Genomic DNA, 14,793 nt, shown 5'->3' with positions numbered 1-14,793 from the left:
ACCCCCACGCACCCGCGGCCGCCGACGAACCGTCGCCGCCCCTACCCGTAGCGCCCCTCCGGCACCCCGTCCACGAGCGTGTCCAGCAAGTCGCCCAACACCTCCCGCTGCGCCCCCGACAGCGGAGCCAGAATCTCCTCGGCCGCCGACCGCCGGGCGCCCCGCAGTTTGCGCAGTGCCTCCCGGCCGTCGTCGGTGAGCTCGATCCGGATCACCCGGCGGTTCGTGGGATCCGGCACCCGCCGCACCTTGCCGCCCGCCTCCAGTCCGTCGACCAGCGTCGTCACCGCGCGGGGGACCACCTCCAGGCGCTCGGCGAGATCGGCCATGCGCGGCGGCGAGCCGTAGCACGCCAGGGTGCGCAGCAGCCGGGACTGGGCCGGGGTCACGCCGAGGCCGCACTGCTCGATGTGCCGCTTCTGGATCCGGTGCACACGGCGGGTGAACCGCAGCAGTTGCTCGGCGAGCACGCTGTCGGAATCGGGGGTGGTCATGCGGGAACAATATCAGGATGCCGTTCATTGTGAGTATAGGTAACAATGAGCTATGGTCAGCCCGAATCCGCCCGCTCACCTCCCGTAGGAGCCCATGCACCCCGACAAACCAGACTCCTGGATCCCGTCCGCCGACACCGAGGCCCAGCCCCGGCAGGTCCGCCGTATCGTCGGCCTCTTCCGTCCCTACCGCGGCCGGCTCGCCGTCGTCGGCGTCCTCGTCGGCGCCTCGTCGCTGGTCTCCGTCGCCACTCCCTTCCTGCTGAAGGAGACCCTCGACGTAGCCATCCCCGAGGGCCGCACCGGGCTGCTGAGCCTGCTCGCCCTCGGCATGATCCTCAGCGCCGTGCTCAGCAGCGTCTTCGGCGTCCTGCAGACCCTGATCTCCACCACCGTCGGCCAGCGCGTCATGCACGACCTGCGCACCGCCGTGTTCGGCCGGCTCCAGCGCATGTCCCTGGCGTTCTTCACGCGTACGCGTACCGGCGAGGTGCAGTCCCGCATCGCCAACGACATCGGCGGCATGCAGGCCACCGTCACCTCCACGGCCACCTCCCTGGTCTCCAACTTCACCAGCGTGGTCGCCACGATCATCGCGATGATCGCCCTCGACTGGCGGCTGACCGTCGTCTCCCTTCTCCTGCTGCCGGTCTTCGTCTGGATCAGCCGCCGCGTCGGCAACGAACGCAAGAAGATCACCACCCAGCGCCAGAAGCAGATGGCCGCCATGGCCGCCACCGTCACCGAGTCGCTGTCGGTCAGCGGCATCCTGCTCGGCCGCACCATGGGCCGCGCCGACTCCCTCACCCGGTCCTTCGCCGACGAGTCCGAGCGGCTGGTCGACCTGGAAGTGAGGTCGAACATGGCCGGCCGCTGGCGCATGGCCGTGATCACCATCGTGATGGCCGCGATGCCGGCGGTCATCTACTGGACGGCCGGGGTGGCCCTCCGGTTCGGCGGCCCCGACGTCTCCCTCGGCACGATCGTCGCCTTCGTCTCGCTCCAGCAGGGCCTGTTCCGCCCCGCCGTCAGCCTGCTCGCCACCGGCGTGCAGATCCAGACCTCCCTCGCGCTCTTCCAGCGCATCTTCGAGTACCTCGACCTCCCGATCGACATCACCGAGCGCACCGACCCGGTCCACCTCGACCAGGTCAAGGGCGAAGTCCGCTTCGAGAAGGTCGCGTTCGCCTACGACGACAAGGGCGGACCCGTCCTCGACGGCATCGACGTCACCGTTCCCGCGGGCGGAAGTCTCGCCGTCGTCGGCCCGACCGGCGCCGGCAAGTCCACCCTGGGCCATCTGGTGCCGCGGCTGTACGACGTGACCGGCGGCCGGGTCACCCTCGACGGGGTCGACGTCCGCGACCTCGACTTCGACACCCTCGCGCGCGCGGTCGGCGTCGTCTCGCAGGAGACGTACCTCTTCCACGCGACGGTCGCCGACAACCTGCGCTTCGCCAAGCCCGACGCCACCGACGAGGAGCTGTACGCCGCCGCGAGCGCGGCGCAGATCCACGACCACATCGCCGCGCTGCCCGACGGGTACGACACGGTCGTCGGCGAGCGCGGCCACCGCTTCTCCGGCGGTGAGAAGCAGCGTCTGGCGATAGCCCGCACCATCCTGCGCGATCCGCCGGTGCTGGTCCTCGACGAGGCGACGAGCGCCCTGGACACCCGCACGGAGCGCGCCGTCCAGGAGGCCATCGACGCGCTCTCCGCCAACCGCACCACGCTCACGATCGCCCACCGGCTGTCCACCATCCGCGGTGCCGACCAGATCGTGGTCCTCGACGCGGGCCGGCTGGTCGAACGGGGGACGCACGAGGAACTGCTGGAGCGGGACGGGCGGTACGCGGCCCTGGTGCGCCGGGACGCCAGCCTGGAGCCGACAAGCTGACAACAGTCAAGCCTATGACAGGTTATGCCGGGTTTATGACGATATGAGGGTTACCGTGCCCGCATGCAGATGAACACTCCGCCACGGAGCACGATTCGACTGACGCGCCGGGGCCGGCTCGCCCTCATCGCGACCGGAGCCGTCGTGGCCGGTACCGCCGTGGCGGTGCCGCTGCTGAGCACGGAGCACAAGGCGCCGGAGGCGCCGAAGAAGCCCACCGCCCTCGTCATCCCGGAGGGCTGGCGCGCGAGTCAGGTCTACGAAGCCGTCGACAAGGCCCTCGCCCTGCCCGCCGGCACGACCCGGAAGTCCCTGCCCCAGGCCGGTCTGAAGCTGCCGGACGACGCCGACGGCAACCCGGAGGGCTACCTCTTCCCGGCGACGTACCCGCTGGACGGGAAGACGACGCCGCAGTCGCTGCTGGCCTACATGGTCGACACGGCGAACAAGCGGTTCAACGGGGCACCGGTCACCGCGGGCGCCCAGCGCAACGCGATGAACGTCTACCAGGCCGTCACGATCGCCAGTCTGGTGCAGGCGGAGGCCGCCACCAAGGCGGACATGGGGAAGGTGGCCCGGGTCGTCTTCAATCGGCTGGAGCGCGGCATGCCGTTGCAGATGGACTCCACCATCAACTACGCCCTGAACCGGTCCACGGTGCGGACCACCGAGAGCGACACCCGGATCGAGAGCCCCTACAACTCCTACCAGCGCATGGGGCTGCCGCCGACGCCGATCGACAACCCCGGCGAGGAGGCCATGCACGCCGCCGTCAGCCCCACCCCGGGCGACTGGCTGTACTTCGTCACGGTCAAGCCCGGCGACACCCGTTTCACCGCGAACTACCAGGAGCACGTGCGCAATGTGGCCGAGTTCAACCGGAACCGGCAGAGCGCGTCGGCCAAGGCGACAAGGTGACAAGGTGGCAGGGCGACAAGGTGACAAGGCGGCACGACAGGACGTCAGGCGGCGGCCGCCTCCGGCTCCGGCCTGGGCTCCCCGGCCCTCTCGGACAACAGCCGTCCGATGTCCCGTACGGCTGCCCGGCCCGCCCGGTTCGCGCCGATGGTGCTGGCCGAAGGCCCGTAGCCGACCAGGTGGATCCGCGGATCGGCGGCCACACGGGTGCCCTCCAGCCGGATCCCGCCGCCCGGACCACGCAGCCTGAGCGGCGCGAGATGGTCGATGGCGGCCCGGAAACCCGTCGCCCAGAGGATGACGTCGGCGTCCACCTGGCGGCCGTCGTCCCACTCCACGCCCTGGGGAGTGATCCGGTCGAACATGGGGAGCCGGTCCAGGACCCCGTCCGCCAGCCCCTGCCGGATCGCGTCGTTCAACGGCAGTCCGGTCACCGACACCACGCTCTTCGGCGGCAGCCCCTGCCGCACCCGCTCCTCCACGAGCGCGACCGCCGCCCGGCCCGCATCCTCGTCGAACGGTCCCTCGCGGAACACCGGCGGCCTCCGCGTCACCCAGGTCGTGGCGGCGGCGTACGGGGCGATCTCCAGCAGATGCTGGGTCCCGGAGGCCCCGCCGCCCACCACGACCACCCGCTGTCCGGCGAACGCCTCGGGCCCCGGGTATCCGGCCGTGTGCACCTGCCGCCCGCGGAAGGTCTCCTGGCCCGGATAGCGCGGCCAGAACGGCCGGTCCCAGGTGCCGGTCGCGTTGATCAGGGCCCGTGCCGACCAGGCGCCGTCCGAGGTCTCGACGAGCAGCCGCCCATCCAGCCCCTCGCGCACGGCCCGTACGTCCACCGGACGCCGTACCCGAAGATCGAAGGTCCGCTCGTAGGCGGCGAAGTACGCGGAGATCACCTCCGACGACGCCCGCGCCGGATCGGCCCCCGTCAGCTCCATGCCCGGCAGCGCGTGCATCCCGTGCACCTTGCCGTACGTCAGTGAGGGCCACCGGAACTGCCAGGCGCCGCCCGGACCGGGCGCATGGTCCAGCACCACGAAGTCACGCTCCGGCTCGAACCCGGTGCGCCGCAGGTGATATGCCGCGGCCAGTCCCGCCTGGCCCGCGCCGACCACCACGACGTCGACCTCATGTATGTCGTTCACACCTCAACCAACAGTGCGGGCCGGGCGGATCTTCCCCCGACCGGTCCGTGGGTCAGGATGGTGGCATGTCAGACGCGTTCACCACCCGAGTACTGCACATCGCCTCCGGGACCCGGGAGCGGGTCGTCGATCTCACCCAGGACTGCGAGGCCTTCCTGCGGGAGGCCGCGGGCGACCGGGACGGCCTGCTGAACATCTTCGTCCCGCACGCCACCGCCGGGATCGCCGTGATCGAGACGGGCGCAGGCAGCGACGACGACCTCCTCGCCGCCCTGCACACCCTCCTGCCCGCCGACGACCGCTGGCAGCACCGCCACGGCAGTCCCGGCCACGGCCGCGACCACGTCCTCCCGGCCTTCGTCCCGCCCCACGCGACCCTGCCCGTCGTGGCCGGGCGGCTGGAGCTGGGCACCTGGCAGTCGGTGTGCCTGGTGGACACGAACAAGGACAATCCTCGTCGGCAGGTGCGGTTGTCGTTCCTTGCGTGACGAGGGTGCCGACTGCAGGTCTCAAGTCCGGCCGCGCCAAACGAGTCTGGCCTCTGCAGTCCGCCCGCAGCTGACATCGAGTGATGCGGTGAACGTGGATTGCATGGGTGGGGGTGCTGCTGTTTTGCCCGGTGTTCCCAAGTTGACTGTTCGCAAGGCGACTTGACTTGACGATACAGGCCGCGCCGACGCCTGCTTGCTCTCGACCGATGGGGGCGGGATGTGAACCCACGGCCTCTCCGTCCCGAACGAACCTGCTGCAGCCGGAGGCCTGCGGCCCCTCGTTCCCCGTCGTCGGCGAGGCAGAGGGCCTCGACTCGCTGTTTTTCACGGGCGGCTGTCCGGCCCTGACCTGGGTCCCGTTCGTCATCGCCGGTATGGCTGTCGCCCACCTCGATCTGGCCGCCACGGGCGCCGGCCGCCAGCGCGGTGGCGGGTACGGCCACGGCCCGGGCGCGCCGGAGCGGCGCGAGCGGGCTCGGCGCAGATGTGGCGCGGTGTTGCTGGTGTCGGTCGCCGAGAACATCGCCCTGAGCACCGGGTATCCGCGCCGCGCCGGACTGATCTCCTGGTGGCGCCACCTCGTCAGCCTTGTCGGCCAAGGCTCGCCGACGGACCACCCCCTGTCCGCATGGTGCACGACATCAGTGGCGAGGAACCGGCTGACCACCGCCCCACCACGGCCCCCGGCCGACGGCCCGGCCGTCCTGGCCCTCGGCGGCGTACAGCGGGCAGCACCAGGCGGCCACCTTGCGCGAGCCGCTGTCCCTGCAGGGTCGGCAGACCGTGGACGAGTTCAACCGAGCCTTCTCCGGCCGTTCGGCCAGCGGATATGTAGCCCCGTTCCACATCACTACGGCCGCCAACAGGGGCAGTGCCAGGACCTGGGACCCGTCGGGTTACCAGGGGGCGTACCGGAAGATCTGGGGCAGGTGACAGCGGCGTCGGAGAGCCTGCTGCCTCACGGCGACGGGCCGGAGCCGGCGTGTGCGGACGTCGGCGTTGTCGCCGTCCGCGGTGGCGGGGCGCACTCGGTGAGCAGAAGGGCGATGTCGTCCGCCCTGTCGGCGGACCGGCAGGCATCCCGCAGCAGCGCGTCGGCCAGATCCTCCAGGCGGCCTCCGCCCATGCGGGCCAGTGATGCGCGGAGCCGGTCGACGTCGGAACCGATGTCCGAGTCACGCCTCTCGATCAGTCCGTCCGTGTACAGAGCCAGGACCGACCCGGGTACGAGGCGCAGCTCCGACTCCGGAAAGTGTGCCCCTGCGTCGATGCCGAGCAGAGGGCCGCCGGGCACATCCAGGATTTCGGCCTGCCCGTCGGGCAGGCGCAGCAAGGGCGGGAGGTGGCCGGCACGGACGATGCGCACGACCCCCGAGCGAGGATGGAGGCGGGCGTAGCAGCAGCTTGCGAGTAGCGCTGGGTCGAGGTCCATGTGGAGCCGGTTGGTGTTGGCGACGACGTCGCTCGGCCGGTGGCCGGCGGTGGCGAAGGCCCGTACTGCGCTGCGCAGCTGGCCCATGGCGGCTGCGGCGGCGACGTTGTGGCCCTCGACGTCCCCGACGATCAGCGCGACCTCGTCGCCGGTGGGGATGACGTCGTACCAGTCGCCGCCGATGTCCATCCCTCTGGTGCCCGGAAGATAGCGCCCAGTGACACCAAGGCCCGGCAGTGTGGGCAGCCGGTGCGGCAGCAGCGCGTTCTGCAGGCCGCGGGCGAGGGCGAACTCGGCGTCGTAGAGCCTGGCACGTTCCAGGGCCTGGGCGATGAGGCCGCCCAGCGCGGTGAGGACTCCGCGCTCCTCGTCGGGAAATCGGTGGACGTCGTCGAAGCCGAGCAGGCAGACGCCGACCGGGCGGTTCGAGGCGATCAAGGGCAGGAACGCCCAGGAGTTGGATGGACTGACCATGATCCCGGGGTAGGTCCCGAGAAGCTCCTCACGGGACTCGACGAACAGCGGGGCCCCGGAGGTCAGTGCGTCCGTCACGGGCAGCCGGGCATGCAGCGGAGTGCCTTCGAACCGGGCGAGAAAGCGCTTCGAGTAGCCGCGCTGATCGAGCAGGCGCAGGCGCCGCTCCTCCACCACGGCGATCGCTAGCTTCTGGCCGCCGAAAGCGGGCAGCAGCTGCTCGGCGACGGCCTCGAACACCTCGTGCGCGGTGACCGCCTCGGTGAGCGCGCTGCCCAGCGTGAGCACCCGGTAGAGGGAACCCACGCGCGGGGCCGCGGGCGGGGCCGACCAGGAGGCGGGCGGCCCCCCTTCCGTGAGGATTGCCCCGGGTCCGGTCTCGGCCGGTACGGGCTGTCGCACCGGTGCCACCCACCCCGTCATGCCCTGAGCGCCCGGGTGGAGGGAAAAGACCAGCCATGTGTCCGGTGGGCGGCGAACCAGGAAGGAGACCGGCTGCTGGGAGACCAGGGCGGCCCGGTAGCGGTCCTCGTACACGGGATCGGCCAGCCAGGGCAGGACGTCCCAGGGGCGTCGGCCGAGCAGTTCGTCCAGACGGATCCGCAACAGACTCTCCACGCTGTGGTTGGCGTAGGCGAGGCGTCCGTCGGGCGAGAGCGCGAAGAAGCCGTCCGCGAGCCGCTCGATCGCCGCCACGGCGGCCATGCGGCTCCCGGAGTCGAGTACGGCGCCGACCAGACGGGCCGAGACCTCCAGGCCGTCAGGGCTCTCGGGCATCCGGCCCCACAGCTCGACGGTGTGGTGGCCTCCGCGGCCGTCCCGGATGCGCAGGCAGTGTGCCAGCACGTGGCGTTCCTGGACCGCGGCACGGGCGGCGGACCGGAAGCCGGGCAGATCCGCGGGCTCGATCATGGCCGCCAGGGTGGCTGCCCGTCCGTCGAACTCGCGGGGCGGCATTCCGAAGATCGCGCACAGCTCGTCGTCGGCCGTGAGGGCTCCGGTGTCGAGGTTCCAGTCGAACAGGCCCACCCGGATCACCGGAGCGGACGGCAGCGGGACCACTACCGGGGGTGTCCGCTCGTCGTACTCGCCGAACGCGCCGCGGGCCCGCAGTCCGGCGAGGGTGGTGCCCAGCCGGTCGGCGGCGGAGCGCAGCCGCCGGCGCTGCGCCCTCGACAGCCCTCTCCCGTCCGGCCTGGCCCTCCACACCACGGCCATGCTGCCGAAGGTCCGCTCGCCCGCCCGTACAGGGACCGACGCAGAGCCGAACGGGTAGGGCAGGGCGACCGAGAGCTGGGGGAAGCGCCGCATCGTCTCCTTCGCGCCGGCCAGGTGGACCATGCGCCCGCAGCGGTAGGCCTCCGCCACCGGTAGACGGCTGTTCACCGGGATCCGACGCCACCCGCTGAGCAGGGAGGGCGGCGTCCCGCACGACGCGGCCACTACGAGCGAGCGGTGGTCGCCGGAGAGCAGAAACACGCTTCCGGTATGCGCTCCGGTCAGCTCCACGGCACCGACGACGGCACTGACCAGCGCGTCGTCGCGCTCGGGCGCTTCGCCGACACTTGCGGCGCCGAACGGGTGCAAGTTCGACGCCACACCGTTGGTCGACACGTTGCCCTCGATCATCGATGGATAATTTGTTCCATTTTAGGCTGGTTTATGGCTCCCTGTAGGTAGGCGCCGGGCCGGGAAGGCCGTCCAGCAACCACGGACCGAGCGGCAAGTGCCTACGTTTCCGCTTGGCCGGCCAAAGCAGGGGTCTTCCGATCTACCCTTCTACGAGTGAAGATCACTTTTGTGTGATCACGAGGAGGGCGTGAAGCGCGGCGGAAATGCGGTTCAAGCCGATCTTGAAGGGGGCGGGGAGCCTGGCGAGTGCGGAGTTGCCCTGCTTCTCCCAGCCGTTGTGTCCTGTCCCTTCAGGCGCATGACGCGAGTACGTACAGTGCCGGCGGAGCCTGAATCTGCGGTGGCCTCAACCGTCGGCATCGGTGACGGCCTGGGTCATGCCGCCGGCGTGGGCCGCCCTCCGATCATGGGAGGCGCCCCGGCTGAGCTGCGGGTTGTCTTTGCGGAGTTTGGTGGACACCAACAAGGACAATCCTGAGCGCCAGGTGCGCTTGTCGTTCCTGGGGTAGCGGTGTGACAGGCGTGCTCCCCGCAAGGGCACGTCTCTCCTCCGTCAGCCGCCGGTGAGCAGGCGTTCGCGCTCGGCTGCCACGATCTCCCGCGCCAGCTCGGCGTCCGTGATGTCGAATGCTTCCGGGGCGCTGTCGGCGGTCTCGGAGACGCGGGCGAACTCCTCGAAGAGCTGATGCTTGCGCGCCAGGATGTCGACGATGCGTTGGTCGACGCCTTCTTCGGAGAGCAGGCGGTGTACCTGTACCGAATCCAGCTGCCCCATCCGGTGGGAGCGGCCGATCGCCTGCCATTCGATCGTCGGCTTGAGCTGCGGCTCGCAGATCACGACGACCGATGCCGCCTGGATGTTCAGACCGACGCCGCCTGCCACGATCTGGGCGACCAGGACGGCCCCGTGGCGGGCCTGGGAGAACTCGTCGACCATGCTCTGTCGCTTCGCGGCAGGTACGGAGCCGGTGAGCGGCCCGAACACCTTTCCCGGAAGGGCCGACGCCACGTCGTCGAGGACGTCACGGAAGTAAGAGAAGACCAGCACCTTGCGCTCGTTGTCCTCTGCCTCCTGGACGATGTCGATGAGGCGCCGCATCTTCTCGGACTTGGCGCCGGCGCGCAGAGCGGCCTGGCGCATGGCCATGAAGTTGCCTTCGACGACAGCCGCACGGTAGTGCTGTTCGTCGGCGCTGGACATCGGCATCCACTCGTCGACTTCGAACCGCTCGGGGAGCTCGGTCAGGACGTCTTCCTGATTGCGCCGCAGGTAGGCAGGGGCCACTTGTTTCCGGAACTGGCGGGGTGCGAGTTCCGAGGCACTGATCGACAGGTCCGGCCGGAGGTAGCCGACGAGGTTGCGGAATTCCTCGATCCGGTTCTCCAGGGGGGTGCCGGTCAGGAGGACCGCACGCTCCGATGCGTGGATGAGGGCCGTGGAGCGTCGGGTTCGCTGGGCATCCGGGTTCTTGATGTAGTGCGCCTCGTCGAACACCAGGCACGCGGGTCGCGCGCCTTCGGGAATCCGTCCTTCCATCCAGCCGAGGGTGTCGTAGGTGGTGACCGCGACTCCACCGTTGCGGACCCAGGACTTCAGCGCCTCGTCGCGACCCTGCCCGTGCAGGCGATACGCGTGCAGATCGGACTTCGCCCGGACTTCGCGCACCCAGTTGGTCACGACGGCGGCGGGGCACACCACCAGGAAATGGGAGGAGCCCTTGGCGCGCAGGTGGGCGAGCACGGCGAGTGACTCGACCGTCTTTCCCAGACCCATCTCGTCGCCGATGACGACCTTCCGCTGCACGAGCGCGAAGCGGGCGCCGAACGACTGGTACCCGCGCAGGGACGCCTTGAGACGGCTGGTGTCGAGCTTGAGTTCCCTGACCGCGTCGACGATCTCGGCCGGCAGGTCGCCCTGGCTCTTCTCGGCGTTGTCGGCCAGGAATCCGAGCTCCGCGAGCATCGCGTAGTAGTCGGCCGGCCGGGCGCTGAAATCCTCCCAGGGATCACCGCCCGCGACGCCGGCCTCACCGTCGAGCACCGCCCCGCGGCGCGCGACGGCCGCCAGCGCGGCCCGCAACTCGGCGACGGTCCGGGCCTGGGGGACAAGAACCACGTGGGAGGTCCGGGGATCAAGACTCTGGAGCAGCGGTCGTACCGCGTCGGCGGCGGCGAGGTCCGCGGTCGCACCGCGGATCGAGCGTGCCGCGTCCCAGGCCCGCATCGTCGTGAGGAGCTCCGTGGTGGCGCGGGACCGGTTCTTGATGTCGATGCGGACCGGCATCTCGTCCAGCGTGGTCTGCCAGATGGTCTGCGCGGCGCCGACCATCCGGTTGCCCGTCGTCTCACCGACTCCGGGGAGCGAACGAATCCGTGATCTCTGGTCGAGGACCTGCTGCACGTTTCTGATTCCGGCGTCGAGCAGCGCCGTGATGCGCAGTTGGCCGCTGGTCGCGTCCTTGAGCCGCTCGACGGGTATGTCGGAGACCAGCTTGCGCACCTCGGCCTGCCGGACGGCGTTGCCGGCGGCGTCGACGGCCGTTCTGAACTCGTTCTCGCGGTGCAGGGCCCGATCGATCACGCCGAGCGCGGTCCTGGCGGCGTCCAGTTCATGCCGTCCGACGAGTTCGGCTCGGGCGCCGAGGCGGTGGCCGAAGCCGACGGCGTCATCGAGGACGGCCCCGAGCCCGACCGCCGGGACGGCTCTCCTGTCCCAAGCCGCCAGGCTCTCCAGCTCGGTGACGAGTCGGGTGCGCGCGGCCTGCTCGTGAAGGGAGACGAGGTAGGCCGCAGCCTGCCCTGCTTCGTCCTTGCGGCTCCTGCCCGAGAGGATGCGGCGGGCACCGAACAGCGCCCGGACGGCGGTCAGCGCCCGGCCGGCATCGTCGGTCAACTGGTGGATGCCCTGTTGGGCCTGGGCGGTGAGCGCCGGAAGGGCCCGACGGCGGGCCAAGGAGGTCACCAGGTCGGCGTCGGACGGTGTGAGCTGCAGTACGCGCCAAGCGGTGGTCGTCCCGGTCCCGAGCGAGGTCACGCGGCCGAGGAACTGCCCGGCGGCGTCCTCCGCCGCCGTCTCGACGCGCTCACGTCCTTCGGTGATCCCCACCGCGAGCTTGCGCCACCCGCTGATCTCTTCCACCACACCACGCAGGTGCTGACGTGCTTCGCGCTCCATTGCCCCCGCCGACTCGCATGACCTCTGGGAAGATTAGCGACCCCGGTTGACGAAGTCGACGGGATCATGAAATCGCCGGAACGTCCGAGTAGCGTTCGCAGGCCGCCCAGCAGGAGGTTGTGTACGTGCTGCTCGAGGAGCTCAAGCCGGGGCTGCGGATCGACGGACTCGCACCGGCGGAAGCGGTCACGGTCATCGCCGCCCAGTGGCACGGTGCGAACGCGGTCGAGCTGACCTACAAGACCGCCGCGGGCGGCCTCGACCAGCGGGTCGTCTTCCGCAAGGACGAGGACGGGCTGAGCGTCGCCCAGCGCGGCGGCCGCGCCTTCGACGCGCCCGCCGGTGACTTCACCCTGGCTGCCGAGGCCCAGCGCATCTCACTGGCCGGCCTGTTCGACCCGATGCTCGCCGTGGCGACCAGCGACGTCCAGCCGCTCCCGCACCAGATCCGCGCCGTGTACGGCGAGCTGATGCCCCGTACACCGTTGCGCTTCCTGCTCGCCGACGATCCCGGCGCGGGAAAGACGATCATGGCCGGGCTCTACATCAAGGAGCTCCTGCTGCGCGATGACGTCAAGCAGTGCCTCGTCGTGGCTCCGGGAGGCCTGGTCGACCAGTGGCAGGACGAGCTCTTCTTCAAGTTCGGCCTCCGCTTCGACCTGCTCACGAACCAGCTGGCCGACTCCCAGCTCCATCTCAACGTCTTCGAGACCCATCCCCTTCTGATCGCCCGCATGGACCAGCTCTCTCGTCATGAGCACCTGAAGGCGCAGCTCCAGGAGACGGAGTGGGACCTGATCGTCGTGGACGAGGCCCACCGCATGGGTGGCCACTACTTCGGTGGCAAGGTGGAGAAGACCAAACGGTTCCAGCTCGGCGAGATCCTCGGTGGGATCACTCGCCATCTGCTCCTGATGACGGCGACCCCGCACTCGGGAAAGGAGGAGGACTTCCAGCTCTTCCTCACCCTGCTGGACCGTGACCGGTTCGAGGGCAGGCAGAAGAGGAGCGCCGACGTCAGCGGGATCATGCGGCGCATGATCAAGGAGGATCTGCTCACCTTCGAGGGCAGGAAGCTCTTCCCCGAGCGCATCGCGGAGACCGTCCCCTACGAACTCACGGCACTTGAGTACGACCTCTACGAGGACGTCACCCACTATGTCCGCGAGGGGATGAACCGCGCCGACCGCATCGGGGGCAAGCGCAAGAACACCGTCGGTTTCGCGCTCACCGTGCTGCAGCGACGGCTGGCCTCCAGCCCGGAGGCGATCTACAAGAGCCTGGTGCGGCGCACCGAGCGCCTGGAGCGCAGGAAGCGGGAGATCCTCGACGGCACCAGTCGCGAGACGATGACCGCCGTCGACCTCGCCGACTTCGACGAGGGCGAGCTCAATGCCGAAGAGATCGAGGAGGCCGAGGAGGAACTGCTCGATGCCGCGACGGCGGCGCAGACGGTCGAGGAACTCGAGGTCGAGCTCATCGAGCTGAGGGCGTTGGTGAAGACGGCGCAGCGGGTCCGAGAGGCGGGCACGGACCGCAAGTGGACCGAGCTGTCCGCCCTCCTCCGGGACCACGCGCTGGAGATGGACTCCCACGGCCGGCCTCGGAAACTCATCGTCTTCACCGAGCACCGCGACACCCTTCAGTACCTGCAGGGCAGGATCGGGTCGCTGCTGGGCAGGCCCGATGCGGTCAAGGCCATTCACGGCGGCGTACGCAGGGCGGAACGGCGGCAGATCACCGAGGAGTTCACCAGGAACCGCGACGTTCGGATCCTGCTGGCCACCGACGCCGCCGGCGAGGGGCTCAACCTTCAGGCCGCGCACCTGATGGTCAACTACGACCTGCCCTGGAACCCCAACCGCATCGAGCAGCGCTTCGGCCGCATCCACCGCATCGGCCAGGAGGAGGTCTGCCGGCTCTGGAACCTCGTCGCCTCCAACACCCGCGAGGGCGAGGTGTTCACGCGCCTGCTGGAGAAGCTCGACCAGATGCGCCAGACATACGGGGGGAAGGTCTTCGACGTTCTGGGAGAGGCGTTCGCCGAGGTCCCGCTGCGGGACCTGCTCCTCGACGCCATCCAGTACGGTGAGCAGCCGGCGGTGAAGGACCGGATGTACGAGGTCATCGACACCACCGTCGGAGACGGCCTCAAGGGTCTCCTGGACGAACGTGCGCTCGCTGTGGAGCACTTCTCGGACGCCGACCTGCGCGCCCTGCGTGCCGCGATGGACGAAGCCCGCGCCCGACGTCTTGCGCCACACGACATCGAGTCGACCTTCAAGGACGCCTTCACCCGGCTCGGCGGCCGGATCGTCAAGCGCGAACAGGGCCGTTACGAGATAGCCAACGTGCCGCAGCACGTCCGCGCGGCAGGCAACGGGCCCATCGCCACCCGGTACGACCACGTCACCTTCGACCTCGGCCGTGTCCGGCCTGACGACCGTGCCCATGCCGACCTGCTCGTTCCCGGCCACCCGCTGCACGACGCCGTGATGGCCGAAACCGTCCGGAACTTCGGCGGCGCCCTCAACCGGGGCGCCGTCCTCGTCTCGGCCGCCCTCGAGGAACCGCACCTTCTCGTCGGGGTGGTCGAAGAGGTCGTGGACGCCACCGGTGCGTCGGTGGCCCGACGGTTCGCCTACGCCTACGTCGACAGCCGCGGCACGGTGCGGCCGGCCGGCCCCGCGCCCTACCTCGACTGCTCCGAGGCGCCCGACCGCGCAGCGGTCGACATCGCGTGCGGGCTTCCCTGGCTCGCGGACGCCGAGGCCAGGGCGACCAGCTGGATCATCGCCAACCGGCTGCCCGCGTACCTGGCCGAGGTCCAGCCCCGCCGCCTGGCGGAGTTGGCCAGGACCCGTGAGCTGGTGACCAGGCGCCTGACCTCGGAGAGCGAGCGGCTGCGCCTCGATGCCGCGGCGGCCTCCGAGAAGGAACACAGGGGCGAGAAGCCCAAGGAGTCCTCCGCGAGCCTCCACCGCAAGGCTGACGAGCTCGAGGTACGGCTGCGCAAGCGTCTGGCGCTGCTCGACCGGCAGCAGCTGATGTCGACGAAGCCGCCCCAGATCCTCACCGCGGCGCTTGTGCTGAGCGGCTCCGATCGGCCCTGTCGCGAGTGAGGATCGCTTC

8 protein-coding genes and 1 pseudogene are annotated in these 14,793 nt (G+C 70.0%); 5 read left to right on the top strand and 4 right to left on the bottom strand.

Translation table 11 applies throughout. From position 1 onward, the window contains the following. Positions 1–41 precede the first annotated feature (41 nt). On the bottom strand, positions 42–494 hold the full coding sequence (locus ACYQ8Q_RS04515; protein ID WP_460062125.1) for a MarR family winged helix-turn-helix transcriptional regulator: 453 nt from the start codon (positions 492–494) through the stop codon (positions 42–44). A 94-nt stretch (positions 495–588) separates the two neighbouring features. On the opposite strand from ACYQ8Q_RS04515, the gene ACYQ8Q_RS04510 reads away from it, so the two are divergent. Both ACYQ8Q_RS04510 and mltG read left to right on the top strand, forming a co-directional pair. Further along, complete coding sequence (locus tag ACYQ8Q_RS04510) at positions 589–2,391, top strand: ABC transporter ATP-binding protein (protein ID WP_460062123.1); 1,803 nt, start codon at positions 589–591, stop codon at positions 2,389–2,391. A 63-nt stretch (positions 2,392–2,454) separates the two neighbouring features. Then, complete coding sequence (gene mltG / locus ACYQ8Q_RS04505) at positions 2,455–3,309, top strand: endolytic transglycosylase MltG (protein ID WP_460062121.1); 855 nt, start codon at positions 2,455–2,457, stop codon at positions 3,307–3,309. A 44-nt stretch (positions 3,310–3,353) separates the two neighbouring features. On the opposite strand, the gene ACYQ8Q_RS04500 is transcribed toward mltG, so the two are convergent. Continuing rightward, complete coding sequence (locus ACYQ8Q_RS04500) at positions 3,354–4,457, bottom strand: NAD(P)-binding domain-containing protein (RefSeq protein ID WP_460062119.1); 1,104 nt, start codon at positions 4,455–4,457, stop codon at positions 3,354–3,356. Between the two features lie 65 nt (positions 4,458–4,522). Between ACYQ8Q_RS04500 and ACYQ8Q_RS04495 the strand changes: the two genes are divergently transcribed. Both ACYQ8Q_RS04495 and ACYQ8Q_RS04490 read left to right on the top strand, forming a co-directional pair. Continuing rightward, positions 4,523–4,945, top strand: coding sequence for a secondary thiamine-phosphate synthase enzyme YjbQ (locus ACYQ8Q_RS04495; RefSeq protein ID WP_055638051.1), 423 nt, complete (start codon positions 4,523–4,525; stop codon positions 4,943–4,945). A gap of 726 nt (positions 4,946–5,671) precedes the next feature. Further along, positions 5,672–5,881: pseudogene (locus ACYQ8Q_RS04490) on the top strand (substrate-binding domain-containing protein); the annotation flags it as partial. 25 nt (positions 5,882–5,906) lie between these two features. On the opposite strand, the gene ACYQ8Q_RS04485 reads toward ACYQ8Q_RS04490, so the two are convergent. Further along, positions 5,907–8,483 carry a SpoIIE family protein phosphatase gene (locus ACYQ8Q_RS04485; RefSeq protein ID WP_460062116.1) on the bottom strand — a complete coding sequence of 859 codons (2,577 nt, stop codon included), beginning with the start codon at positions 8,481–8,483 and terminating at the stop codon, positions 5,907–5,909. Between the two features lie 556 nt (positions 8,484–9,039). After that, positions 9,040–11,661 (bottom strand): DEAD/DEAH box helicase, encoded by a 2,622-nt coding sequence (locus ACYQ8Q_RS04480; RefSeq protein ID WP_460062114.1) that lies wholly within the window; start codon positions 11,659–11,661, stop codon positions 9,040–9,042. A gap of 125 nt (positions 11,662–11,786) precedes the next feature. Here ACYQ8Q_RS04480 and ACYQ8Q_RS04475 point away from each other — a divergent pair, with 125 nt between their 5' ends. Beyond that, positions 11,787–14,783, top strand: a complete 2,997-nt coding sequence (locus tag ACYQ8Q_RS04475; protein WP_460062111.1) for a DEAD/DEAH box helicase — start codon at positions 11,787–11,789, stop codon at positions 14,781–14,783. The last annotated feature ends 10 nt before the right edge of the window (positions 14,784–14,793 follow it).

The organism is Streptomyces sp. YKOK-I1, assembly GCF_054660435.1.
Note: the sequence above shows the minus strand (reverse complement) of the source record. Positions and strands in the feature narration are given on the sequence as shown.